The organism is Spiribacter sp. SSL99, from assembly GCF_009805925.1.
GTDB classification, from domain to species: Bacteria; Pseudomonadota; Gammaproteobacteria; order Nitrococcales; family Nitrococcaceae; genus Spiribacter; species Spiribacter roseus.
Window position 1 is genome coordinate 52199 of sequence record NZ_MAOM01000001.1, and the last position, 23987, is coordinate 76185.

Annotated in this window: 27 protein-coding genes; 19 read left to right on the plus strand and 8 right to left on the minus strand. The window is 68.9% G+C overall.

Annotation, left to right across the window (positions count from 1 at the left end):
* Positions 1–9: 9 nt before the first annotated feature.
* From BA899_RS00245 to BA899_RS00275, 7 genes are read left to right on the plus strand one after another with little or no spacing between them, the layout of a single operon-like run.
* Positions 10–579, plus strand: a complete 570-nt coding sequence (locus tag BA899_RS00245; RefSeq protein WP_157809131.1) for a YfaZ family outer membrane protein — start codon at positions 10–12, stop codon at positions 577–579.
* The gene (locus BA899_RS00250) at positions 554–1681 is read left to right on the plus strand and encodes a polysaccharide deacetylase family protein (RefSeq protein ID WP_159299367.1); all 1128 of its coding nucleotides are present in this window, start codon (positions 554–556) and stop codon (positions 1679–1681) included. Before BA899_RS00245 ends, BA899_RS00250 begins: the two co-directional genes overlap by 26 nt.
* Complete coding sequence (locus BA899_RS00255) at positions 1678–2451, plus strand: metallophosphoesterase (RefSeq protein ID WP_159299368.1); 774 nt, start codon at positions 1678–1680, stop codon at positions 2449–2451. The genes BA899_RS00250 and BA899_RS00255 overlap by 4 nt, the downstream gene beginning before the upstream one ends.
* Before the next feature lie 42 nt (positions 2452–2493).
* Positions 2494–2664, plus strand: a complete 171-nt coding sequence (locus BA899_RS00260; RefSeq protein WP_041381874.1) for a rubredoxin — start codon at positions 2494–2496, stop codon at positions 2662–2664.
* Between the two features lie 2 nt (positions 2665–2666).
* Positions 2667–3302 carry a thiamine phosphate synthase gene (gene thiE / locus BA899_RS00265; protein ID WP_159299369.1) on the plus strand — a complete coding sequence of 212 codons (636 nt, stop codon included), beginning with the start codon at positions 2667–2669 and terminating at the stop codon, positions 3300–3302.
* Positions 3303–3330: 28 nt separating this feature from the next.
* Positions 3331–4614 (plus strand): glutamate-1-semialdehyde 2,1-aminomutase, encoded by a 1284-nt coding sequence (hemL, locus tag BA899_RS00270; protein ID WP_159299370.1) that lies wholly within the window; start codon positions 3331–3333, stop codon positions 4612–4614.
* Positions 4611–6530 carry a VTT domain-containing protein gene (locus BA899_RS00275; RefSeq protein ID WP_159299371.1) on the plus strand — a complete coding sequence of 640 codons (1920 nt, stop codon included), beginning with the start codon at positions 4611–4613 and terminating at the stop codon, positions 6528–6530. Before hemL ends, BA899_RS00275 begins: the two co-directional genes overlap by 4 nt.
* On the opposite strand, the gene mpl is transcribed toward BA899_RS00275, so the two are convergent.
* Complete coding sequence (mpl, locus tag BA899_RS00280; RefSeq protein WP_159299372.1) at positions 6416–7783, minus strand: UDP-N-acetylmuramate:L-alanyl-gamma-D-glutamyl-meso-diaminopimelate ligase; 1368 nt, start codon at positions 7781–7783, stop codon at positions 6416–6418. The two genes, BA899_RS00275 and mpl, sit on opposite strands and share 115 nt — an antisense overlap.
* A complete protein-coding gene (locus tag BA899_RS00285) occupies positions 7780–8286 on the minus strand; it encodes a hypothetical protein (RefSeq protein WP_069134353.1) in 507 nt (168 codons plus the stop codon). The genes mpl and BA899_RS00285 overlap by 4 nt, the downstream gene beginning before the upstream one ends.
* 118 nt (positions 8287–8404) lie before the next feature.
* Between BA899_RS00285 and BA899_RS00290 the strand changes: the two genes are divergently transcribed.
* Genes BA899_RS00290 through BA899_RS00330 form a run of 9 tightly spaced genes read left to right on the plus strand, consistent with a single transcriptional unit; the run spans position 8405 to position 16534 of the window.
* Complete coding sequence (locus BA899_RS00290; RefSeq protein ID WP_159299373.1) at positions 8405–9589, plus strand: cyclopropane-fatty-acyl-phospholipid synthase family protein; 1185 nt, start codon at positions 8405–8407, stop codon at positions 9587–9589.
* Positions 9590–9624: 35 nt separating this feature from the next.
* The gene (locus BA899_RS00295; protein WP_159299374.1) at positions 9625–10884 is read left to right on the plus strand and encodes a 6-phosphofructokinase; all 1260 of its coding nucleotides are present in this window, start codon (positions 9625–9627) and stop codon (positions 10882–10884) included.
* Between the two features lie 60 nt (positions 10885–10944).
* A complete protein-coding gene (gene ppa / locus BA899_RS00300; RefSeq protein WP_148122478.1) occupies positions 10945–11472 on the plus strand; it encodes an inorganic diphosphatase in 528 nt (175 codons plus the stop codon).
* Between the two features lie 5 nt (positions 11473–11477).
* On the plus strand, positions 11478–12041 hold the full coding sequence (locus BA899_RS00305; RefSeq protein ID WP_069134349.1) for a cob(I)yrinic acid a,c-diamide adenosyltransferase: 564 nt from the start codon (positions 11478–11480) through the stop codon (positions 12039–12041).
* Between the two features lie 2 nt (positions 12042–12043).
* Positions 12044–12925 (plus strand): 50S ribosomal protein L11 methyltransferase, encoded by an 882-nt coding sequence (gene prmA / locus BA899_RS00310; RefSeq protein WP_159299375.1) that lies wholly within the window; start codon positions 12044–12046, stop codon positions 12923–12925.
* Positions 12926–12944: 19 nt separating this feature from the next.
* Positions 12945–13241, plus strand: a complete 297-nt coding sequence (locus BA899_RS00315) for a helix-turn-helix domain-containing protein (protein ID WP_370456289.1) — start codon at positions 12945–12947, stop codon at positions 13239–13241.
* A gap of 18 nt (positions 13242–13259) precedes the next feature.
* Complete coding sequence (gene purH, locus BA899_RS00320) at positions 13260–14834, plus strand: bifunctional phosphoribosylaminoimidazolecarboxamide formyltransferase/IMP cyclohydrolase (RefSeq protein ID WP_159299376.1); 1575 nt, start codon at positions 13260–13262, stop codon at positions 14832–14834.
* Between the two features lie 21 nt (positions 14835–14855).
* On the plus strand, positions 14856–16154 hold the full coding sequence (gene purD, locus BA899_RS00325) for a phosphoribosylamine--glycine ligase (protein ID WP_159299377.1): 1299 nt from the start codon (positions 14856–14858) through the stop codon (positions 16152–16154).
* On the plus strand, positions 16151–16534 hold the full coding sequence (locus tag BA899_RS00330; protein WP_069134344.1) for an MAPEG family protein: 384 nt from the start codon (positions 16151–16153) through the stop codon (positions 16532–16534). Before purD ends, BA899_RS00330 begins: the two co-directional genes overlap by 4 nt.
* Here BA899_RS00330 and BA899_RS00335 read toward each other — a convergent pair.
* Positions 16524–16943, minus strand: coding sequence for a YbaN family protein (locus BA899_RS00335; RefSeq protein WP_198515208.1), 420 nt, complete (start codon positions 16941–16943; stop codon positions 16524–16526). The genes BA899_RS00330 and BA899_RS00335 overlap by 11 nt on opposite strands.
* 103 nt (positions 16944–17046) lie before the next feature.
* Between BA899_RS00335 and hemN the strand changes: the two genes are divergently transcribed.
* The gene (hemN, locus tag BA899_RS00340) at positions 17047–18438 is read left to right on the plus strand and encodes an oxygen-independent coproporphyrinogen III oxidase (protein ID WP_159299378.1); all 1392 of its coding nucleotides are present in this window, start codon (positions 17047–17049) and stop codon (positions 18436–18438) included.
* Here the strand turns inward: hemN and BA899_RS00345 are convergent.
* Both BA899_RS00345 and BA899_RS00350 read right to left on the minus strand, forming a co-directional pair.
* The gene (locus BA899_RS00345; RefSeq protein WP_159299379.1) at positions 18435–18893 is read right to left on the minus strand and encodes a copper chaperone PCu(A)C; all 459 of its coding nucleotides are present in this window, start codon (positions 18891–18893) and stop codon (positions 18435–18437) included. The two genes, hemN and BA899_RS00345, sit on opposite strands and share 4 nt — an antisense overlap.
* 13 nt (positions 18894–18906) lie before the next feature.
* On the minus strand, positions 18907–19587 hold the full coding sequence (locus BA899_RS00350; RefSeq protein ID WP_159299380.1) for an HAD family phosphatase: 681 nt from the start codon (positions 19585–19587) through the stop codon (positions 18907–18909).
* Between the two features lie 84 nt (positions 19588–19671).
* On the opposite strand from BA899_RS00350, the gene BA899_RS00355 reads away from it, so the two are divergent.
* Positions 19672–20220: an RNA pyrophosphohydrolase gene (locus tag BA899_RS00355; RefSeq protein WP_069134341.1), complete on the plus strand. Its 549-nt coding sequence runs from the start codon at positions 19672–19674 to the stop codon at positions 20218–20220.
* A 5-nt stretch (positions 20221–20225) separates the two neighbouring features.
* A complete protein-coding gene (ptsP, locus tag BA899_RS00360; protein WP_159299381.1) occupies positions 20226–22490 on the plus strand; it encodes a phosphoenolpyruvate--protein phosphotransferase in 2265 nt (754 codons plus the stop codon).
* Positions 22491–22493: 3 nt separating this feature from the next.
* Here the strand turns inward: ptsP and irrA are convergent, their stop codons facing one another.
* The 3 genes from irrA to BA899_RS00375 all read right to left on the minus strand — a co-directional run bounded on the left by irrA (position 22494) and on the right by BA899_RS00375 (position 23947).
* Entirely contained in the window at positions 22494–22925 is a 432-nt protein-coding gene (irrA, locus tag BA899_RS00365; RefSeq protein ID WP_083217713.1) for an iron response transcriptional regulator IrrA, read from the minus strand.
* Positions 22926–23009: 84 nt separating this feature from the next.
* Positions 23010–23438 (minus strand): protoporphyrinogen oxidase HemJ, encoded by a 429-nt coding sequence (gene hemJ, locus BA899_RS00370; RefSeq protein WP_159299382.1) that lies wholly within the window; start codon positions 23436–23438, stop codon positions 23010–23012.
* Complete coding sequence (locus BA899_RS00375) at positions 23435–23947, minus strand: TlpA disulfide reductase family protein (RefSeq protein WP_157809129.1); 513 nt, start codon at positions 23945–23947, stop codon at positions 23435–23437. The genes hemJ and BA899_RS00375 overlap by 4 nt, the downstream gene beginning before the upstream one ends.
* Positions 23948–23987 lie beyond the last annotated feature (40 nt).

Genomic DNA, 23987 nt, shown 5'->3' on the forward strand with positions numbered 1-23987 from the left:
ACAGGATCGATGATGATGCATAAAGGGATTCCGGGCGTGCTGATCGGGGTGGCCCTGAGCCTGCCGGTGGCCGCCGATACGCTCGACTTCAATGTCAGCAGCGACGCCGCCCAGCTGGGCTATACCCGGATGCTGCCGCCGGAGGGGCTCGAGGCCGGCGCCGCCCTGCTGCATCACGACGACGATGGCGACATCGCCGAGGCCAACCTGCACCTGGTCGACCAGCCCGAGCCCGGCCGCGACGCCCTGCTGGTCGGCGTGGGTGGCAAGCTTGCCTATGCCCGCGATGACCCGCGCGACGCCACCGGCGCGGCGCTGGCGGTGGGCGCGAAGGCCCGCTGGACGCTGCCGATGTACAACCGGGCGGCAGTGGCCGGCGGCGTCTACTTTGCCCCTTCGGCGACCACGGTGAGCGACATCGATGGTTATCAGGAGTATTCGGTGCGGGGCGAGTTCAAGGTGCTCGAGGATGCGGCGGTGTATCTCGGCTACCGCAAAATCGAGCTGAGCTTTGATGACGGGGGCTCGGACCGGGACTTTGATGATGGCGTCTTTGCCGGATTCAATCTGCAGTTCTGAGCGCGCCGCCCGGCGCTGGCCGGTGGGCCGGCTGCGGTGCCTTGCGCTGGTGCTGATGCTGGTCAGTGGCCTGGGGCCGGCGGCGGCAGAGTCGCCGGCCCCCACGCCCGAGACCGTGGCCTCGGTGCTGATGTATCACCGCGTCGGCAACGCGGATCACCCCAGCACCAACGTCACCGAGGCGCAGTTCCGGGCGCATCTGGATTACCTCGAGACCGAGGGGTTCGACGTGGTGCCGCTGGCCCGGGTCGTCGAGGCCCTGGAGGCCAATCGGCCCCTGCCGCCGCGCACGGTGGCCATCACCTTTGACGATGGCTATCGCAGTGTCGGCGAAACCGCCCATCCCATGCTCGAGGCCCGGAGCTTTCCGTACACGGTGTTCGTCAACACCGAGCCGGTGAATGCCGGTCAGGCGGGGCACATGAGCTGGGAGCGGATGCGCGGACTCGCGGCGCAGGGGGTGCGTTTCGCCAATCACTCGCGCTCGCATGCCGTGCTGTTCCACCGGCGCGACGGCGAGACCCGGCCCCGCTGGCGCGATCGCGTGCGCACCGATCTGTTGGACGCCCGGGCCAGCCTGCGCGACGAGCTGGGCGACGCCGTCCATCAGTCGCCGCCGCTGCTGGCCTATCCCTATGGCGAATACAGTCTCGAGCTGATGGATGAAGTGGCCGAACTGGGGTTTGTGGCGTTCGGCCAGCAGTCGGGCGCCATCGGTATCCATTCCAACTCGTTGGCCCTGCCGCGGCACTCGTTCAACGAGCGCTATGCCGCAATGGACCGGTTTCGGGTCAAGGTGCGCTCGCGGGCGCTGCCGGTGATCGAGCAGGCGCCACTGGATCCGGTGCGCGGGTCGCGCACGGCGCCGGCGCTGTCACTGACCCTGGCGCCGACCCCGGACCTGCGGGCCGGGCAGCTGGCCTGCTACTACCGCGGCGAGCGGCTGACCCCGGAATGGCTCGAGGCCGATCGGCGTTTCGAGGTGCAGGGAAAAGCCCCGATCCCGGTGGGGCGGACCCGTTACAACTGCACCGCGCCGGACGGCGAGGGACGCTACTTCTGGTTCAGCCAGCTGTGGGTGCACGGGGACGGCGGGACATGACAGTGGCCCCGGCCAATGGCCCGCGGCTTTTGCAGATCACCGACACCCACCTGTTCGCGGACCCCGCCGCCGAGCATGCCGGCGTGATCCCCGAGGCGCGGCTGCGGGCGGTGACCGCGGCCATGCAGCCGTGGCTGGCGTCCGCTGAAGCGGTTGTCCATACCGGCGATCTGGTCCACGACGGCGCCGTCGTGGCCTATGAGCGCCTGCGCGGAATCCTCGAGGCGTTTGGCCGACCCGTCCGGGTGATGCCCGGCAACCACGACGCCCGCGAACCGCTGCAGTCGGTGTTCGCCGGGGAGGCCGTCAACGCCGGTCGGACCCTGTCGGTGGGTGACTGGACCCTGATCAGCCTCGACTCGCTGCAGGTGGGCGAGGTCCCGGGCCGGCTGGGCGCCGACGAGCTGGCGGCGCTGGACGCGGCACTGGCCGGGCTGGCCACGCGGTGGTGCCTGATCGCGCTGCACCACCCGCCTCTGCCGGTGGGAACGCCGTGGCTCGATGCCATCGGGCTGGCTGAGCCGGAGGCGCTGCTGGAGCGGATCGCGGCCGATCCGCGGGTTCGCGGGATGATCTGCGGGCATGTGCACACGGCGTTCGATGGCCGCTGGCGCGACCGGCGCATGCTGACGACGCCGGCCACGGCGGCGCAGTTCCTGGCGGGCGCGCCGCGCTTTACGACGGTCCCCGCGGCGCCCGGCTTTCGCTGGCTGGATCTGCGCGCCGATGGCGGGATCGACACGGGCGTGGTCCGTGTCCCAATGGCTTGATACGCTGGACGATCTACTAAGAAATGACTGGAGATGGGTGCGATGGAATACCGCTCTTGGATGTGCGTGGTGTGCGGCTGGATCTACGAAGAGGAAGACGGTCTGCCGGATGAGGGCATCGAGCCCGGAACCCGCTGGGAAGACATCCCCGATGACTTCGTGTGTCCCGAGTGCGGGGCCGGCAAGTCCGATTTCGAGATGATCGAGATCTGATCATGACCGGTCCGATCACCGGGCTCTACATGGTCACTGACGCCCGCCGGCCGCCGCCCGTGCCCGTGGAGACGGCGGTGGCCGCCGCGCTGCGCGGCGGTGTCCGGGTGGTCCAGTATCGCGACAAGTCCGATGACACCGAGCGCCGGCGGCACGAAGCGGCAGCGCTGGCCGCCCAGTGCCGGGCCGCCGGTGCCTGTTTCATCGTCAACGACGACATTGCGCTGGCCCGGGCGGTGGCGGCGGACGGCGTTCATCTGGGCCGGGACGATGGCGATGTGGCGGCGGCCCGCACGGCGCTGGGGCCGGACCGCCTGATCGGCGTGTCCTGCTATGCCGATCTTGACCGGGCCCGGGCGGCCGCTGAAGCCGGGGCCGATTACCTGGCGTTCGGCAGCCTCTACCCGTCACCGACCAAGCCCGAGTCGGCACTGGCGCCGCTGTCGGTGTTCCGCGAGGCGCGGGCCTTCACGGACCGCCCGCTGGTGGCGATCGGCGGCATCAACGCCGGTAACATCGCCGAGGTGACGGCGGCCGGGGCCGACGCCGTGGCCGTGGTCGAAGCGATATCGGCGGCGCCGGACATCGAGGCCGCCACCGCCACCCTGATTGACCGGGGCTTCGGCCCGGCGGCCTGAGCCCACCCAAACAACACGCGGAGAATTCATGACGAATCGATCCGAAGCGCTTTTCGAGGAGGCGAACCAGTATCTGGTCGGGGGCGTGAACTCGGCGGTGCGCGCGTTCCGGGCCGTCGGTGGTACCCCCGTGTTCATGCGCCGCGGTCAGGGGGCATGGATCGAGGACGTCGATGGCCGACAGTATGTCGATTACGTGCTCTCCTATGGCCCCCTCGCCATTGGTCATGCCCACCCGGCGGTGGTGGATGCCATTGCGCAGACCGCCGCCAATGGCACCAGTTTTGGCGCCCCCACCGAGCTTGAAACCGAGCTGGCCAGAAAGGTCCAGGCGATCATGCCCGGCATGGAGCGCCTGCGCATGGTCAACTCCGGCACCGAGGCCTGCATGAGCGCGGTGCGCCTGGCCCGCGGCTACACCGGCCGTGACCGGGTACTGAAGTTTCGCGGCAACTACCACGGCCATGTCGATGCGCTGCTGGTGGAGGCCGGTTCGGGGGTGCTGACGCTGGGGATTCCCGGATCGCCGGGGGTTCCGGCGGCGGTCACCGAGACCACTCTGACCGCCCCCTACAACGACATCGACAGCGTCCGGCAGCTGGTGGCCGAATACGGCGACAGCCTCGCCGCGATACTGGTCGAACCGGTGTCCGGCAATATGAACTGTGTGCCGGCGCTGCCCGAGTTCCTGCAGGGGCTGCGGGATGTCTGCGATGACACCGGCGCGCTGCTGGTTTTTGACGAGGTGATGAGCGGCTTCCGCGCCTCGCTGGGGGGTGCCCAGGCCTGGTACGGCATCCATCCGGACCTGACCTGTCTGGGCAAGGTCATCGGCGGCGGCCTGCCCACGGCGGCCCTCGGCGGGCGCGCTGAGATCATGGACTGGCTGGCGCCCACCGGGCCGGTCTATCAGGCGGGCACGCTGTCCGGCAATCCGCTGGCCATGGCCAGCGGCCTGACCACCCTTACCGAGCTTGCCCGGCCGGGTGTGCATGCCGAGGCCGAGGCCTGGACCGCCCGGCTGCTCGAGGGCCTGCGGGACCGGGCCGCCCGTGCCGGCGTGGCGCTCAGGACCCATCAGGCCGGGACCATGTTCGGCCTGTTCTTCACCGACCGCGATTCGGTGGTGGGCTTCGAGGATGTCGCCGCCTGTGATGGCGATCGCTTCGTGCGCTTTTTCCACGGCATGCTCGAGGCGGGTGTCTATCTGGCCCCGTCGGCCTTCGAGGCGGGCTTTGTCTCCACCGCCCATGACGAGGCGGCGCTTCGGCATACCCTGGATGCCGCTGAGCAGGTGTTCTCCGATCTGTGAGCAGTCTCGAATCAGCGCTTGAGCCACTGTTCGAGTGGCTCTCGGTCAACCCCGGCTGGGCCGGGGTGATCATTGGCCTGATTGCGTTGACCGAGTCGCTGGCGCTGGTCGGGCTGATCGTCCCCGGTGCCGTGCTGATGTTCCTCGCCGGCGCGGCGGTGGGCGGCAGCAATATCGCGATCCTGCCCATGCTGCTATGGGCCATGGCCGGCGCCATCGTCGGTGATTCACTCAGCTACTGGCTGGGCCGCCATTACCGTGATCAGCTGCGCACCCTGCCGCTGGTGCGACGCTATCCCCAGGCCATGGATCGGGCCGAGGAGCTGTTCCTGCGCCACGGCGGCAAGAGCGTGGTGCTGGGCCGTTTCATCGGTCCGGTGCGCCCGGTGATCCCGGCCGTGGTGGGCATGCTGGGGATGCCGCCGGGGCGGTTCCTGCTGGCCAATGTGGGCTCGGCCATCGGCTGGGCACCCGCCTATCTGCTCCCTGGGATCGTTTTTGGCGCGTCGCTGGCCCTGGCCATGGAGGTCATGGGGCGGCTGGTGGCGTGGCTGGCCCTGGGGTTTGGGGGATTTCTGCTGCTGCGCTGGCTGATCCCGCGTATCGATCGGCCGCTGCGCCTGCTGGGCAACCGGGTGGCGCGGGCCATCGGCCGTCATCCGCCGCCGGGTGACTGGCGCCGTTGGCTGCACGGACCGCATGCCGCTGTCCGGGCGCTGCGCCACCGCGAGGGCTGGCTGTGGTGGCTGGCCCTGCTGGGGGTGATCGCGACGCTGTCCCGGGCAGTCCTCGCCCCCGCGCCGGCAGGCTGGGAGCGCGGGGCGGTCGCGCTGTTTGATGCTCAGCGCAGCGAATCGCTGCAGGCGTTTGCCTGGTGGCTCACCCAGGCCGGTGGCAGCCTGCCGATTGCCCTCGCCACCCTGGCACTGGCCGCGCTGCTGGCCTGGCAGGGCCAGCCTCGCCGCGCGGTGCATGCCCTGCTGGGCGTATTGCTGGCCGTTGCCCTGGGACTGGCGCTCAAGCACGGGCTGGGGTTACCCCGGCCTGCCGCGCTGACCGGCACGGCCGGCTGGAGTGGCGCCTACCCCAGTGTGCATGCCGCCGCGATCGCGGCGCTTGTCACCGCCTGGCTGACGCTGCTGCCGTTGTCCGCGCGTGGGCCCTACCGCGGGTTGATGGCGCTGGCGGGTGTGGGGGTGGCGGCAGTGGCCGGGTCGCGGGTGGTGCTGGGGGTGCATTGGCCGATGGATCTGGTGGCGGGGATCAGTCTGGGCGTGGTGCTGGGCGCGCTGCCGGCCCTGGCCGCCACGGGCAAGCGCCGTCCACCGCGGTTTCCGGCAGCGGTGAGCGTATCGGCGGGCGTGCTGGTGCTGGCCGCCGCCGGTGCGGCCGTGCTGGATTGGCCGGATCCGCTGGACCGCTATCCGCCCGGATCAACATGGCCCGAGCCCGCCAGTCAGCGGCTGGGCCTTGCCGGCCCGGCGGCGCCGTTCGTCGCGGTCATTGAAGCCAACGACTGGCAACCGCCGGAGCCGGGCTGGACATCGCCGCCGGCGTGGCGCTGGCAGAGCGCGCTGCGCTGGATCAGCCCGCGGCCCGATGCCGCCCGACTGCCGGTGCTGCCGCGCTGGCATGCCGGCCATCGCCCCGACCATGTCTGGATAAGCGTGGGTGAGGATGCCCGTCAGCGCTGGGTGCTGCGGGCCTGGCAGGCGCGGGCCGATGACGGTGAGCGGCTCTGGCTGATCGATCTGGAACGGGCCGTGATCAAGCCCGGTGTCCTGTTGCCACGACTGCGCCGCTACCGACCCGATCCGGCGCAGGTGGATGCGCTGCTGGCGAGTCCGGCGAGCAGTCGCTCGTGGATGCCACCGAAGCCGCCATTGCTCATGACCACCACCCGATCGCCGGGCTGAACAGCGGCAAGGATCGCGTCAATCAGGGCCTGCAGGTCGGCGCGCCAATGGCCACGGGCGCCGAGCGGGGCGAGCGCGGCGCCGACATCCCAGTCCAGATCGGGCGCTGCCAGGACGAAGGCCTGATCCGCCGCCTCAAGGGCATCGCCCAGGCGGTGCTGGTGGACCCCCTGGCGCATGGTGTTGGAGCGGGGCTCGAGCACGGCGATCAGCCGCCCGGGCCGGGTGTCGGTGGCGAGGGCCTCGAGGGTGGCTGCAATGGCCGTGGGGTGATGGGCGAAATCATCCAGAACTTCGACACCAGCGGCCTCGCCACGCCGTTGCAGACGCCGGCGGACACCCCGGAAGCCGGCCAGTGCGGCGATGCCATCGGCCATGGACAGGCCGGCATGACGCGCGGCAAGCAGGGCGGCGGCGGTGTTCATGGCGTTGTGCCGGCCGGGCAGCGGCGCCTGCCAGTGCCAGTCCCCCAGTTGCCAGCCATCGGCGGCGGCATGCAGGGGGAAGTCACAGCCGTCGCCCTGGCCAAAGCGGATCGTCCCGCTCCAGCAGCCCGCCGCCAGGACGTCCGCCAGGGCGGCGTCATCGGCGTTCACCACGATGCCGCCGGTGCCGGGTACCGCGCGTAGCAGATGATGGAACTGGCGCTTGATCGCGGCGAGATCGGCGAAGATGTCGGCGTGATCAAACTCCAGGTTGTTCAGGACCAGGGTCCGCGGGCGAAAATGCACGAACTTCGAGCGCTTATCGAAAAAGGCGGTGTCGTATTCATCCGCCTCGACGACAAAGAAAGGCGAGCGGCCGAGGCGCGCCGGTGTGGCGAAGTTCTCGGGCACGCCACCGATCAGGAAGCCCGGCTCGAGGCCGGCCGCTTCCAGCAGCCAGGCCACCAGGCTGGCGGTGGTGGTCTTGCCGTGGGTGCCGGCCACGGCGATGACCCAGCGCCCGCGGAGGATATGCCGGGCCAGCCAGGCCGGCCCCGAGTCGTAGTCGAGACCGCGGTCGAGCACCGCCTCCACCGCCGCGTTGCCCCGTGACAGGGCGTTGCCGATTATCACCTGATCGGCGTCATCGGCATGCACGAGCCGGTCATAGCCGGTATGGACCTCGACGCCGGCGCTGGCGAGGACATCGCTCATGGGTGGATACAGTGGGCCATCCTGACCGGTGACGCGGTAGCCGGCCTCGCGGGCGAGCACGGCGAGGCCGGCCATGAACGTCCCGCCAATGCCCAGGATGTGGACATGGCTCATAGCCCGGCCGCCATGCGCACGAAGGCACTGCCGCCAAAGATATAAGCAAGCGTCAGCCCCAGGCTGAGGGGCGTCGCCCATTCCAGCGTTGCCCGAAAGATGTGGCTGACCACGGCGATGTTCCACACCAGAAGGCCCAGGAAGGCCAGCGCGCCCAGGGCACTGGCCTCGTCCGGGCGGCCAATCAGCATGAGCACCGGCAGGCCCACCAGCGAAATCACCGCATCGGCGCCGAACAGGGCCGTCGCACTCTGGATGAAGCGGGGCCCTCTGCCGGTGAGCCACAGGACGACCCCCAGAAACGCGAGGTTATAGACCGCCAGCAGACTGATCTGCAGCAGGGCGCTGGTATCAGGGGTAAAGCGCTGGATGATCGGCACATTGATGACGGCCGTCGCGGCAATGGCGGCGCCCATCAGTCCGGTTGAAAACGGCAGGTCCTGCGGGCCGGCGCGCAGCAGTACGAGGGCGGTCAGGGTCTGCAGGGTGGTGCGCTGTGACATGGTATTTTGACTCGTCCGTGGCGGGCGGATCAGGGCAGTGGGCTTGTACGTGGCGACCCGATTGCGGTTGCATGCATGTTAACGGGTAATTCGGGCCGCGTCGCGAGGGAGGGACTCCATGCTTGACCATCTATTCGGTGAAGGCATCCACACCGGCAGCCTGACGCTGGAGCGCCGCAAGGGTGAGACCCGCCAGTTCGGTCGCGATGACCCCGCGGCGCGGCTGACCATCCACGACCCGCAGGTGGAGCGGCGGGTGCCGGCGGATCCCGACTTCATGCTGGGTCAGACCTACATGGAAGGCGGCTGGAGCACCCCGGACCTGCGCACCCTGCTGGCCGTGCTGATGGGCAATTTCGACGGCGCCGAGCCCGGAGGCGGCAGGCGGTTGATGACCTCGGTGCTGCGCCCGCTCCAGCAGTGGAACCGGCGCGCGGCAAGCCGGCGCAATGTGGCCCATCACTACGACATCGACGAGTGGCTGTTCCGCTGCTTTCTTGATACCGACATGCAGTACTCCTGCGCCTACTGGCCGCCGGGTGTCACCGACCTGGAGTCGGCGCAGGCGGCGAAGCGTGCCCTGATCCGCCGCAAGCTCTGCCTCAGGCCGGGACAGCGGGTGCTGGATATCGGCTGCGGCTGGGGCGGCCTTGCCATCGAGCTGGCCGAACAGGCCGGTGTCGAGGTGGTCGGACTGACGCTGTCCGAAGAGCAGGCCCGGGTGGCCCGCGATCGGGTGCGCGAGCACGGCTGCGAAGACCGCGTGGAAATCCGCATCCAGGACTATCGCGACGTCCCCGAGCGCTTTGAGCGCATCGTCAGCGTGGGCATGTTCGAGCACGTCGGGGCGCGCTACTACGACACCTTCTTTGCCGGGCTGCGCGACCATCTGACCGCCGACGGCGTGGCGCTGCTGCACACCATCGGCCGGCTCGGGCGGCCCGGGGTGACCAACCCGTGGATCCGTCGCTATATCTTCCCCGGCGGTTACATCCCTTCGCTGTCCGAGACCAGTGCCGCGATCGAGCGCCAGCAGATCGGAGTGACCGATCTCGAGGTCCTGCGCCTGCACTATGCCTACACCCTGGCGGCCTGGTACGAGCGCTTCCAAGCGGTGCGCGAGCGGGTGGCGGCCGAGAAGGGCGAGCGCTTCTGTCGCATGTGGGAGTTCTATCTGGCCGCCAGCGAGGCGGCCTTCCATCATCGCGGTCTGGTGGTCTTCCAGATCCAGCTGGCGATGGATCAGACCGCGGTCCCGCTGTGCCGTGACTATCTGCATGAGGCTGCAGCGCCCGGCGCTTGATAGACTCCCGCAAAACACGGGGAAGGGGAGTCCACATGCCTGCCAGAAATGCCTTCTATGCCCAGTCGGGCGGCGTCACTGCGGTGATCAATGCCAGCGCCGCCGGCGTGATCGAGGCCGCCCGGGACCATCCCGAGGCCATCAACACCGTTTACGCCGGCGTCAACGGCATCCTGGGGGCGCTGGATGAGCAGCTCATCGACACTGGCCGGGAATCGGCCGAGAGCATCGCCGCCCTGCGCTATACCCCCGGAGGGGCCTTTGGCTCGGCGCGCTACAAGCTGAAGGGCCTGGACGAGAACCGCGCCGAGTACGAGCGGCTCATCGAGGTCTTCCGCGCCCACGACATCGGCTATTTCTTCTACAACGGCGGTGGGGACTCGCAGGACACCGCCCACAAGGTCTCGCAGCTCGGCGAGGCCATGGGTTATCCGATCACCTGCATCGGCGTGCCCAAGACCGTCGACAATGACCTGCCCGGCACCGATACCTGCCCGGGTTTTGGCTCGGTGGCCAAGTACATCGCCGTGGCCACCCGCGAGGCCGGGCTGGATGTGGCGTCCATGGCGGAGACATCGACGCGGGTGTTCATCCTCGAGACCATGGGGCGGCATGCCGGCTGGATCGCGGCGGCGTCGGCACTGGCGCGCGACCACGAGGAGGCCCCGCCGCACGTCATTCTACTGCCCGAGGTGGCGCTGGATGAGGCGCGCTTCCTGGAGCGGGTCCGCGCATGTGTCGAGCGGATCGGCTATTGCGTGGTGGTGGTCTCCGAGGGGCTGCGCACCGCCGACGGCCGGTTCGTCGCCGACCAGGGCACCCGGGATGCCTTCGGCCATGCCCAGCTGGGGGGCGTGGCCCCGGCCATTGCGGCGATGGTGCGCGAGCGCCTCGGCTATAAATATCACTACGCCATTGCCGATTATCTGCAGCGCGCCGCCCGGCACATCGCCTCAGCCACCGATGTCGAGCAGGCCCATGCCCTGGGGCGGGCCGCGGTGGAGTTCGCCGTGGCCGGGCACAATGCGGTCATGCCGACCATCGTCCGCGACGCCGACGCGCCCTATCGCTGGCACATCGGCCAGGTGCCGCTGGCGGATGTGGCCAACCGCGAGGCGCGGATGCCGGCGGAGTATATCGACGCCGACAACCTGTTCGTGACCGAGGCGGCGCTGCGTTACCTGCGCCCGCTGATCGCCGGCGAGGACTATCCGCCCTACCGCGACGGACTGCCCGAACACGTCCACCTGCGCGCGGAGCGCGTGGCGCCCCGCTGCCCGCCGTTCAGGGACTGACCCGGGCCCGGCCGCCGCGTATACTGCCGCCATCCGCATCATCCACACGAGGAGGTTTCCATGGCCTACGAGGGCATCGGCGCCGGCAAGAATCTGCCGGACGACATCAACATCATCATCGAGATCCCGGCCAATGCCGATCCCATCAAGTACGAGGTGGACAAGGACTCCGGGGCCATCATGGTGGATCGGTTCATGGGCACCTCGATGCACTACCCGGCCAACTACGGCTATATCCCCGATACCCTCTGTGGTGACGGTGACCCGCTGGACGCCCTGGTGGTCACGCCCTTTCCGCTGGCCGTCGGTTCGGTGATCCGCTGCCGGCCCGTCGGCGTGCTCGAGATGACCGACGAGGGTGGCGAGGATGCCAAGCTGCTGTGCGTGCCGATCAGCAAGCTCACGCCGATCTACGATGCCGTGAATGCGCCGGAGGACCTGCCGCCGTTGCTGCTCGAGCAGATCAGCCACTTCTTTGAGCGCTACAAGGACCTGGAGCCCGGCAAGTGGGTGCGGGTGAACGGCTGGAAGGACCGGGAAGCCGCGGTTGCCGAGATCAACGATTCCATCCAGCGGTTCGGCGGCTGATCCGCATGGTCAAGCTCACGCGCATCTACACCCGCACCGGTGATACCGGCCAGACCGGTCTCGGTGACGGCAGCCGCGTCGCCAAGACCGATCCGCGGGTCACCGCCTATGGCACGGTCGACGAGCTCAATGCCCTGCTGGGGATCTGCCGGCTGCACGCCGGCGGCGATCTTGAGGCGGCCCTGACCCGCATCCAGAACGACCTGTTCGACGTGGGGGCCGACCTGTGCACGCCCGAGCAGGAGGATCCGCCCTTCGAGCCGCTGCGGGTCGCCACCGGCCAGACCGAGTGGCTGGAAGGGGAAATCGACCGGGTCAATGCCCATCTCGAGACCCTGCGCTCGTTCGTGCTGCCCGCGGGCAGTCCCGCCGCCGCGCATCTGCATCATGCCCGCACCGTGGCGCGGCGGGCCGAGCGCGAGACGGCGGCCCTGGCGGTGACCACACCGATCAACGAGAACGTCCTGCGCTATCTCAACCGGCTGTCGGACTATCTGTTCGTGCTGGCCCGCGACGCCAATCGCGAAGCCGGTGGCGACGTGCTCTGGCAGCCCGGCGAACACCGCTGACCATGTCCGCCCGCCAGGTGGCGTTCGAGGTGACCGCCGATCAGGCGGAGTCGCTCGAGGCGGTGCTCGAGGCGGCCGGGGCCGAGGCGATCACCTGGGCCGAGGCGCCGGGCAGCGCGGCGGTGCTCGAACCGCCGCCGGGCGAGACCCGGCTCTGGGACTGGCTGCGGGTGGAGGCACTGTTCCCCGCGGACAGCGATGTCGATGCGGTGCGCGCGGCGCTGGCCGAGGCCCTCGGCGGGGATCCGTCGGGCTGGCGCACCGCCGAGATCGCCGATCAGGCCTGGGAGCGCGCCTGGCTCGAGCACTTCCAGCCGCAGTGCTTTGGCGGGAGGCTCTGGGTGGTGCCCGGCGGGCTCGAGCCGCCGGTGCCCGAAGCGGTCAACATCCGGCTCGATCCGGGGCTGGCGTTCGGGACAGGCACGCACCCGAGCACCGCCCTGTGCCTGGAGGCACTGGCCGCCGATCCGCCGTTGGACGAGACGGTGATCGACTATGGCTGTGGATCGGGGCTGCTGGCCATTGCCACGCTGCGTCTGGGCGCCCGGCGGGTGGTGGCGGTGGATAATGATCCGCAGGCGCTGACGGCCACCCGGGACAACGCCCGGCGCAACGGGGTGGAGGATCGGCTTGAGGTGCTCGGGCCGGCGGCGGCGCTGCCGGTGGCGGACCGTGTGCTGGCCAATATCCTGGCGGGTATTCTGCAGTCGCTGGCGCCACGGCTGATTGATGCGCTGGCTGTGGGGGGGCGGCTGACGCTGGCCGGACTGCTTGAAACCCAGGCCGATGCGGTGCGCGCCGCGTATGAGCCGGCCTGTCGCTTCGAGCCGGTGATCCGGGTCGATGAATGGGCGCGGCTGGATGGTCGGCGGCGGGCGGTTTAATGGTGGGGGTGTTGCCGTTATGATTTCGGGTTTTCCGCGAAGGATTCATGCCATGGAAGACGAATCCGCCCCCGGGGGCGCCAGCGTCGGCCCGATCCGTGCCTGTGTGCATGAGACGGTGACGGCGTATTTCCGCGACCTCGATGGCCAGGCCAGTCACGATCTCCACCGCATGGTGATCGAGCAGGCCGAGGCGCCCCTGCTGGAGGTGGTCATGCGCGAGTGCGGCGGCAACCAGACCCGCGCCGCCGACGCCCTCGGCATCAACCGCGGAACGCTGCGCAAAAAGCTCCGCCATTACGGCCTCGAAGACTGACCACCACGGAGTCCCGCCATGTCCGCCGCCACCCCGCTGCCCATCCGCCGTGCCCTGATCAGCGTCTCCGACAAGACCGGGATTGAGCCGCTGGCGCGTTGCCTGGCCGACAGCGGGGTCGAGATCCTGTCCACCGGCGGTACCGCCACGCTGCTGCAGGACGCCGGGATCGATGTGGTGGAGGTCGGCGAGTACACCGGCTTCCCGGAAATCATGGCGGGTCGGGTGAAGACCCTGCACCCGCGCATTCATGGCGGGCTGTTGGGCCGACGGGGCGAAGACGAGGCCGTGATGGCCGAGCAGTCCATCCCGCCCATCGACCTGCTGGTGGTCAACCTCTACGCCTTCGAGCAGGCCGTGGCGCGGCCCGACTGCTCGCTGGAGGCGGCCATCGAGCATATCGATATCGGCGGCCCGGCGATGCTCCGGGCGGCGGCCAAGAATCATGCCGGCGTCGGCGTGGTGACGGCGCCGGCGCAGTACCCGGCGGTCATCGAGGCAGTGGCGGCGCAGGGCGGCCTCGACGCCGCGCAGCGTTACGAGCTGGCGGTGGCGGCGTTCAATCATGTGGCGCGCTACGACGCGGCCATCAGCGATTACCTGTCGGCCCGCGACGCCGACGGTCAGGTATCGGCCTTTCCCGGCCAGCTCAACCGCCACTGGGAGAAGGCCGCGGAGCTGCGCTATGGCGAGAACCCGCATCAGCCGGCCGCGTTCTATCGCGATCCCCTGGCCCGACCGGGCAGCTTCGCCGACTACCAGCAGCGCCAGGGCAAGGCGCTGTCGTACAACAACCTGGCCGACGGCGATGCCGCCTGGGCCTGCGTGGCGGCGTTCGACGCGCCCGCCTGCGTGATCGTCAAGCACGCCAACCCCTGCGGTGTGGCGGTGGCGGCCGAGCCGACGGCGGCCTATGAGGCGGCGTTCGCCACCGATCCCACCTCGGCCTTCGGCGGCATCATCGCCTTCAATCGACCGCTCGATGCGGCCACCGCCCGGACCATCGTCGAGCGTCAGTTCGTCGAGGTCATCCTGGCGCCGGCGGTCAGTGATGAGGCGCTGATGGTGACCGCCGCCAAGACCAATGTGCGCGTGCTCGAAGTGCCGGGAGGGCCGGTGGCCGCATCGGAATGGCGCCTGCAGCCGGTGGGCGGCGGTTTGCTCGTGCAGGCCCAGGACCGCGCCCTGACGGCCGATTCGGGCCTGCGCTGCGTGACCCGCGAGCCGGTGAGCGAGGCGCTGGCCGAGGAACTGGACTTTGTCTGGCGGGTGGCGAAGTTCGTCAAGTCGAATGCCATTGTCTATGGCCGCGAGGGCCGCACCCTGGGGATCGGGGCCGGTCAGATGAGCCGGGTCGACAGTGCCCGGATCGGCGTCAGCAAAGCCGCCGAGGCGGGTCTGGACCTGACCGGCTCGGTGCTGGCCTCGGATGCGTTCTTTCCATTCCGCGACGGCATTGACCAGGCCGCCGCGGCAGGCGTCCGCGCGATCATCCAGCCGGGGGGCTCGCGCCGTGATGATGAGGTCATCGCCGCCGCCGACGAACACGGCATCGCCATGCTGCTGACGGGCATGCGCCATTTCCGCCACTGACCGGCCATGGGGAGCAGTCCGATGAACATCCTGGTCGTGGGCAATGGGGGGCGCGAGCATGCGCTGGCCTGGCGCCTGGCACAGTCACCGCGCTGCGGCCACGTCTACGTGGCGCCCGGCAACCCCGGCACCGCCCGTGAGCCGGGGGTGAGCAACCTCGCGGTGGGCGCCGACGATATCCCGGCGCTTGTCGAGCAGGCCCGGGAACGGGCCGTGGAGATGACCGTGATCGGGCCCGAGGCACCGCTTGCCGCCGGCATCGTGGATGCCTTTGAGCAGGCGGGGCTGGCCTGTCTGGGCCCCGGGCAGGCGGCGGCCGAGCTGGAGGCCTCGAAGGCGTTCGCCAAGGCGTTCTTTGCCCGTCACGGCATTCCCAGCGCGGCGTACGCGACCTTCGAGCAGCTCGAGCCGGCCCTCGCCTATATCCGCGAGCGCGGCGCGCCGCTGGTGATCAAGGCCGATGGCCTGGCAGCCGGCAAGGGCGTGACCATTGCCCACGACATCGACACCGCGGTCGAGGCGGCCACATCCATGCTGGGCGGGGCATTCGGCGCGGCCAGCGAGCGCATCGTGGTCGAGGATTTCCTGACCGGCGAGGAAGCCAGCTTCATTGCCCTGGTGGACGGTGAAACGGTTCTGCCGCTGGCGAGCTCCCAGGATCACAAGGCCCGCGACGCCGGCGACGAGGGCCCCAACACCGGTGGCATGGGCGCCTACTCACCGGCGCCGGTGGTCACGGACGCGGTCCATGCGCGGATTCTTGAATCGGTGATCCGGCCCACGGTGCGTGGCCTGGTGGCCGAAGGGCGTGGCTACCGGGGATTCCTCTACGCCGGCCTGATGATCGACGCCCGGGGCGAGCCGCGGGTCCTTGAATTCAACGTCAGGTTGGGCGACCCCGAGACCCAGCCGATTCTCATGCGCCTGGCGAGCGACCCGGTGACGCTGTTCGAGGCCGCGCTGAACGGTCGGCTCGACGCCGGGGCCGTGCAGTGGGATCCGCGGCCCTGTCTGGGGGTGGTGCTGGCGGCGGCGGGCTATCCGGGCGCCTATGCCAAGGGCGATGTCATCGAAGGGCTTGGCGATGCCGACGGCGACGGCCGCAAGGTGTTTCATGCCGGGACCGCGACCAACGCCCGCGACGAGGTGGTCACCGCCGGTGGCCGGGTGGTGTGCGCCTGTGCCCTGGGAGACGACATCCTGGCCGCGCAGCAGGCCGCCTATGACCTGGCGGAGACCGTGCACTGGCCGGGCCGTTTCATGCGCGCGGACATCGGTTTCCGCGCGGTCAACGCACAGCTGCAGGCGGAGTCGTCATGACGCTGGCCTACTGGATGGTGCTGGTCGCGATCTTCATGCCGTTCGTGTTCGCCGGTCTGGCAAAGTCCCGGGGCCGGTTCGACAACGCCCGCCCGCGGGAGTGGCTGGCGGGCCTGAGTGGCTGGCGCCAGCGGGCACACTGGGCGCAGTTGAACACCTTCGAGGCATTCCCGCCGTTTGCCGCGGCCGTCATCATCGCCCATCAGCTGGGGGGTGCGCAGGGCTGGATTGATGCCCTGGCGGTACTGTTCGTGGTGCTGCGGCTGGGTTATGGGGCGGCCTATATCGCCGATCGGCCCACCCTGCGCAGCCTCCTCTGGACCGGAGCGTTCGCCTGCGTGCCAGGGCTGTTCGCGGTGGCGGCGCTGACTACCGGCTAGGTCCGTGGGGGCGCGTGGCCAGAAAGATGACCACGCCGGCCATGACCGCGCTGGCTGACAGGCGGGCATAGAGCGGCTCGACGCTGATCCACATCCACCCCCAGCTGAGCGCCACCAGCACCAGTGCGGTGATCTTGGCCCGGGGCCGGATCGCGCGGTGATCCCGCCAGTCCCGCAGCAGCGGGCCAAAACGCGGGTGGCTGTAGAGCCAGGCATGCAGCGCCGGCGAGCTGCGCGAAGCGCACATGGCCGCGAGGAGCAGAAACGGCGTGGTCGGCAGCAGCGGCAGCACCGCGCCGACGCTGCCGAGGCCGATGAAAAACAGCGCCAGCATCAGCCATCCGCGGCGTACCAGCCGTCTGCGCAGGGTCTCGGGCCCTGTTGAGCCGTTGTTCCCGTCGTGCTTCAAATCAATCCTCCGCCGACCCTGCACCTGACTGACACAGATCAACCCGGCCGTGTCGCACAACGCCTATGATGACATGAAACACTGCATCGGGAGCGGCGCGTCCATGGCCGACAATCTTCTTCTCGACCGGGCCCTGCTGCGTCGCTATGACGTGACCGGGCCCCGGTACACTTCCTATCCGACCGCCGCCCAGTTCACCGAGGACTTCGACGCCGCGCGTTACCGCGACCATGTCAGCTGGAGCAATGGTGATCCCATCCCCCGGCCGCTGTCGCTCTACGTGCATGTGCCGTTCTGCCGCACGGTGTGCTTCTACTGCGCCTGCAACAAGGTGATCACCGCCAACTACCGGCGGGCCCAGGACTATCTGGCCCGGCTGATCGAGGAGCTGGACCTGCAGGCGGCGCTGTTCGCCGACGACCGTCCCGTGGAGCAGCTGCACCTGGGCGGTGGTACCCCGACCTATCTGAGTGACGACGATCTGGCGACACTGATCGACGCCATCGCCGAGCGCTTTCCCCTGGCGGCGCCGGAGCGGCGCGAGTTTTCCATCGAGGTGGACCCACGCACGGTGGACCGCCAGCGCATCCGCCACCTTGCCGCGCTGGGCTTCAATCGCCTGAGCCTGGGGGTGCAGGATTTCGATGACGACGTGCAGAAGGCGATCAATCGCCTCCAGGGCGTTCAGGCCACGGCCGACATCGTTGAGGAGGCTCGCGCCCAGGGCTTTCGCTCCATCAATCTGGATCTGATGTACGGCCTGCCGCTGCAGACGCCCGAGCGCCTGTCGCGGACCCTGGACGCGGTGATGACCATGCGCCCCGACCGCATCGCCCTGTACAACTATGCGCACATGCCGCAGATGTTCCGCATCCAGCGCCAGATCCCCGACGCCACCCTGCCCGCGGCGGAAATGAAGCTCACCCTGCTGATCGAAGCCATGCAGCGCCTCGCCGGCGAGGGCTATCAGTACATCGGCATGGATCATTTCGCGCTGCCCGGCGATGAACTGGCCGAGGCGGCCGATAACGGCACCCTGCACCGCAACTTCCAGGGTTATGCCACCCGCCCCGATCTGGATCTGATCGGCCTGGGGGCCTCATCCATTGGCCAGATCGGGGATGCCTTCATGCAGAATCATCGTGACCCCGAGGGCCATGCGGCCGCGGTCCGCGCCGGCGAGCTGCCGATCTGGCGGGGCGTGGCCATGGACGACGACGACCGCCTGCGCCGCGATGTGATCCAGGCGGTGATGTGCCGGGGGCGGGTCGACTACGCGGCGATTGAGGCGCGTCATGGGATCGATTTTGCCGACTACTTCGGCGATGCCCTCGCGGCCCTCTCGCCGCTGGTGGATGACGGCCTGCTCACGCTGGCGCCCGGCGCGCTCGAGGTCACGCCGCGGGGGCGGTTTTTCCTGCGCAACGTGGCGATGCCGTTCGACGCCTACCTGGCAGCGGCCGGCGGCGAACGGCGCTTCTCCCGCGTGATCTAGTCGACGCCCATGGCCGTGGGGGCCAGCACCTCGACGTTGACCCGGAGGGTGCCGGCGGTCTCGGCCTCGAGTTCAAGGCTGAAGCGCTCGCCCTCGGTGAGGGCCTCGTCAATGCCCATCATCATCACGTGCCGGCCGCCGGGCTCAAAGGTCACGCTGCCCTCAGCGGGCACGCGCACCCGGGGCGTGTGGACCATGCGGCTGTTGCCGCCTTCCTCGATGGTGCGATGCAGTTCGGCGCGGCCGGCGCGCTCGGTGTGCACGCCGACCAGGGTGTCACTGCGCCGGCTGTCATTGCGGATTTCAAGGTAGACGGCGCCCTTGGAAAAACCCGGTGGCGTCGCCCGGGCCCAGGCGTCTTCAATGATCAGCTCGGCCTGCGCGGCGCCCGCCAGAGCGGTGCCGATCAGGGCGGTGGCCAACCCGGTGAGTCGGTGAAGGGCGGTGCGGTGCATGCTCGGGCTCCTGTCAGGCAAGAGGTTGCGGGGTATCGCCGGCGCGCAGCGTCAGCATGGGCCAGCCGTTGGCCCGGGCCGCGGCTGCCAGCACCGGGTCGGGATCGATGGCCACCGGCTGGTCCACCACTTCGAGCAGCGGCAGGTCGTTGCGCGAGTCGCTGTAGAAGTGAAGGGTGTCGAAGCGCTGCTCCTGCTCGTCCAGCCACGCCCGAAGCGCCTCGATCTTGCCCGCCTGGAAGGTCGGGATGCCGGCGGGCCGGCCGGTGTAACCCGCCGGGCCGCGCTCGGGCTCAGTGGCCAGCAGCACCGGAATATCGAACAGCGCCGCGATCGGGGCGGTGACGAAGCCGTTGGTGGCGGTGATGATCATCAGTGCGTGGCCGCGCCGGCGATGGTCGTCGACCAGTTCACAGGCGGCGGGCAGGATCCGGGGGCGGATGTGGCGCTCGATGAACGCGTCCCGCCAGGCCATCAGGCGGGATTCGGGGTGATCAGCGAGCGGCCGCAGGGCGAACTGCAGAAAGGCCTCGATGTCGAGCTCGCCGGCCTCGTAGTCGCGCATGAACTGCCGGTTCCGGGCGTCGAACTCGTCGCGCTGGACCGCACCCTGCTCAATCAGATGCTGGCCCCAGAGGTAATCGCTGTCGCCTTCAAGGAGGGTGTTGTCCAGATCGAAAATCGCCAGCTGCACGCTTTAATCCCGTTGTCGCATTGCCGCTTGATTCTGCGGTGTGGAAGAATAAGCCGCAACAGGATTCTTGATTTGGTGAAGTAAGTGATTGATTCAAAAGGGTTTCGTCCAAATGTCGGGATGATTCTGGCCAACGGCGCCGGCGAGCTGCTGTGGGCGCGCCGCGTGGGCCAGAACGCCTGGCAGTTCCCCCAGGGCGGGATCCAGCGTAATGAAAGCCCCGAGGCGGCCCTGTACCGCGAACTCAACGAAGAGGTGGGGCTGACGCCGGCGGATGTCGCCGTACTGGGGTCGACGCGGGGCTGGTTGCACTATCGATTGCCCCGGCACCTCATCCGTCGCCGTCAGCGGCCGACCTGCATTGGCCAGAAACAGGTCTGGTTCCTGCTGCAGCTGCGCTCGGCGGACACCCGGGTGCGGCTCGACGCCAGCCCCGACCCGGAGTTTGATCGCTGGGACTGGGTGTCCTACTGGTATCCGCTGGAGGCCATCGTGTCGTTCAAGCGCGATGTCTATGCCCGGGCGCTCGACGAGCTCGCCCCCCTGTTATTCCCCGAGGGCCCGCCGGCGCGGCCCGCTGACGCCGGTTGCGGGCAGCCGCCGGCCATTCCCCGACCCGGCCAGGGGCGCTAGCCGGCGTGCTGGAAACGCTCCACCGCATTGTCCAGGCGGTCAATGCCGCGGGCGATTTCCGTCAGGCGCTGGAGATCATTGTCGAGCGTGTGGCCGAGGCCACCGGTGGCGATGTCTGCTCGGTCTATCTGCTTGAGGGCGATGGAGGGCATCTTCGCCTGATGGCCACCCGCGGCCTGAATGTGGATGCCGTGGGCCAGGTGCGCCTGCCGGTGAGCGAGGGGCTGGTGGGACTGGTGGCCGAGCGCGAGGAGTCCATCAACCTCAACGATGCCGATCGGCATCCGCGGTTCCGGTATTTTCCCGAGACCGGCGAGGAGCGCTTCCACTCCTTTCTGGGCGTCCCGATCATCCACTATCAGTCACGGCTGGGCGTGCTGGTGGTCCAGCGCCAGGCCCGTGACCGCTTCAGCGATGCCGAAGTCGCGTTTCTGGTCACCATGGCGGCGCAGCTCGCCGGTGTCATGGCCCACGCCCGGGTGCGCGGCGAACTGACCGACCCGGGAGACGCCGATGACGGTCATCCGCTGGGGCTCGATGGCATTGCCGGGGCGAGCGGCCTGGGGATTGGCGAGGGGCATGTCATGACCGTCCCCGCCAGCCTCGACAGCATTCCGGATCGACGCATCCGCCATGTCGAGGCCGAGGAGACCGCCTTTGGCCGGGCGCTGGAGGCGGCCCGGGCCGACCTTCGCGGGCTGGCGGCCCGTATGCAGGGACAGGTGCCGGCGGCCGAGCAGCAGCTTTTTGACGTGTATCTGCAGATGCTCGACGGCGACAGCCTGCGTGAGCGCATCGTCACGCATATCCATGCCGGCCATTGGGCGCCGTTCGCCGTGCGCCTGACCATCGCCGAGCATGCACGCCGCTTTGAGGCCATGGATGATGCCTATCTGCGCGAGCGCGCCAGTGATCTGCGCGATGTCGGGCAGCGGTTGCTGAGCCGGTTGCTGAGCGTCGGCGAAGAGGATCAGCCACTGCCCGACCGGGTCATCCTGGTGGGTGAGGAGGTGAGCGCCTCGCAGCTGGTGGAGATCCCCCGGGACAGGCTGGCGGGCGTGGTGAGCGCCGGCGGATCGGCCAACTCGCACATCGCGATCCTGGCCCGGGCCCTGGGGGTGCCGGCGGTGATGGGCGTCCGCGAGCTGCCGGTGCACGGCCTGCACGGCCGCGCGCTGATCGTCGATGGCTACCGCGGCCGGGTCGAAGTGGATCCCGCGCCGGCGCTGCGTGATGAGTACCAGCGCCTGGCCGTGGAGGAGGAGGCGATGACCGCCGGGCTGGCGGACATTGCCGGTGAGCCGGCGGTGACGCCGGATGGCCATTCCATCAGCCTGACGGTGAATACCGGGCTCGCCGCCGAGATCGAGCGGGCGCTGGAGGTGGGTTGTGCGGGCGTCGGCCTGCATCGTACCGAGTTTCCGTTCATGGTCAGTCCGCGGTTTCCCGGCGAGGATGAGCAGATCGAGCGCTATCGCGAGGTGCTCGAGGCGTTCGCCCCGTTGCCGGTCACCCTGCGCACGCTGGACGTCGGCGGGGACAAGCCGTTGCCCTACTTCCCCAGTCACGATGAAAACCCGTTTCTGGGCTGGCGCGGCGTGCGCATGACCCTCGATCATCCGGAGATCTTCCTGACCCAGTTACGGGCCATGCTGCGGGCCTCGGTGGGCCTCGACAACCTGCGGGTGATGTTCCCGATGGTGAGCCGCGTCGAGGAGGCCGAGCGGGCCGCGGCACTGCTGCGCCGCGCCCATGCCGAGCTGGCTGAAGAGGGGGTGGTGACCGCGATCCCGGCCATCGGCGCCATGGTCGAGGTGCCGGCGGCGGTCTATCAGGCCGAGAGCCTGGCGCGACGGCTCGATTTTCTGTCCATTGGCAGCAACGACCTGGCCCAGTACCTGCTGGCGGTCGATCGCAACAACAGTCGGGTGGCATCGATCTACGACGAGTTGCACCCGGCGGTGCTGCGGGCGGTGGCATCGGTGGGCGAGGTCGGGCAGCGCCTGGGCAAACCGGTGTCGCTGTGCGGGAGCATGGCCGGCGAGCCCGCGATCGCGCCGCTTTTGATGGCGATGGGGCTGGAGAGCCTGTCGATGAGCAGTGGCCGCATCCTGCGGGTCAAGCGTGTGATCCGGACCATTCCCTATTCGGCCGCGCAGGCCCTGCTTGAAGCCGTGCTGGCCTGCGAGACCCCCGGCGAGGTGCGGCGGTTGGTGAACGCCGAGATGGACCGCTATGGCTTGGGGGGCCTGATCCGGGCCGGCTGGTAGCCGTCAGCCCGGGCGACGCACCCGCACGATCACATCGACGCCCTCGATGGTCTTGCCGGGGGGCGGCGTCGGCAGGCCATCCACCGCCACGCGGTTGTGGGGGATGTCTTCCATTTCACCGGTTTCCTCGTCGAGGAAGTGGTGGTGCGGGTCGACCTTGGTGTCAAAGTAGATGCGGCGCGGGTCGGCGAGGATCTCGCGCAGTAGCCCGGCTTCGGTGAACTGGTGCAGGGTGTTGTACACCGTCGTCTGGGAGAGCCGCATGCCGGCCTCAATGGCCTCGGCATACAGCTCCTCGGCGGTGATGTGGCGCTCGCCCTGACCGAAAATGAGCCCGGCCAGCCCCATGCGCTGACGGGTCGCCCGCAGGCCGGCGCCCTGCAGCAGGTCGCGCACGTAATCATCATGTTGGCGGGAGAACAGCGCAGACGTCATTACAGACACCATTGTGGACTTGATCAGTACTCTATAAGGGTAGCATGGAATGCGGGCCGCGCCACAGCCGTCAGGCGCTGGCGCTCAGGCCCAGGGCTTGAGCTCGACCAGCAGGACCACGGCGATCAGCACCAGCACGGGCAATTCGTTGAATACACGATACCAGCGGTGACTGCGGGTGTTGCGATCCTCGGCAAAGGCCCGCAGCAGTCGACCGCAGTACAGATGATAGCCGATCAGCCCCACCACCAGCAGTATCTTGACATGCAGCCAGCCCTGTTCCAGCCAGAACGGCTGGACCACGATCAGCGCCACGCCGAGTCCCACGGCCACCACCGCGCTGGGATTCATGATGCCACGGTAGAGCTTGCGCTCCATGATCCGAAAGCGCTCACGGCCGGGTTCATCCTCGGTCATGGCGTGATAGACGAACATCCGCGGCAGATAGAACAGCGCCGCGAACCAGGTCACCACGGAAATGATGTGAAAGGACTTGATCCACAGCGCGGTCATGCCGACTGTCGCTCCGCGAGCATTGGCTCGAGTTGTTCGCGCAGTCCCTCGAAGTCGATCGGGCCAATGCGCTGCCAGACCACGCCCCCGTCGGGGTCGATGAGTACCGTGGTGGGCGTCACGCGGACCTGGTTGAAGGCATTGGCGATGCGGCCGCCGTTATCCAGAACGATGTCATAGGGCAGGCCGCGGCGCTCGACCAGCGCCCGCACCTGATCGCGCGGATCGTAGTCCATCGCTACGCCCAGGATGGTCAGGCCCTCGTCCCCCAGGTCGTGGTGCAGCTCCACCACTTCGGGCATTTCCTGGATGCAGGTCGGGCAGGTGGTGGCCCAGAACACCAGCATGACCGCCTCGCCGCGGTGCTCCGCCAGTGCGGTCTGCGCGCCGTCGAGGCGCTCGAGTTGAACATTGGGGGCCGGCTCGCGCGTCGGCGGGGCAAACCAGACATAGCCCACCAGGCCGACGATGACCAGGGCCAGTACGCCCACTAACCATTCTTTTCGCACGGCAGACCTCCTTGCAGGTTGATGACCGTCAGTATAGCAA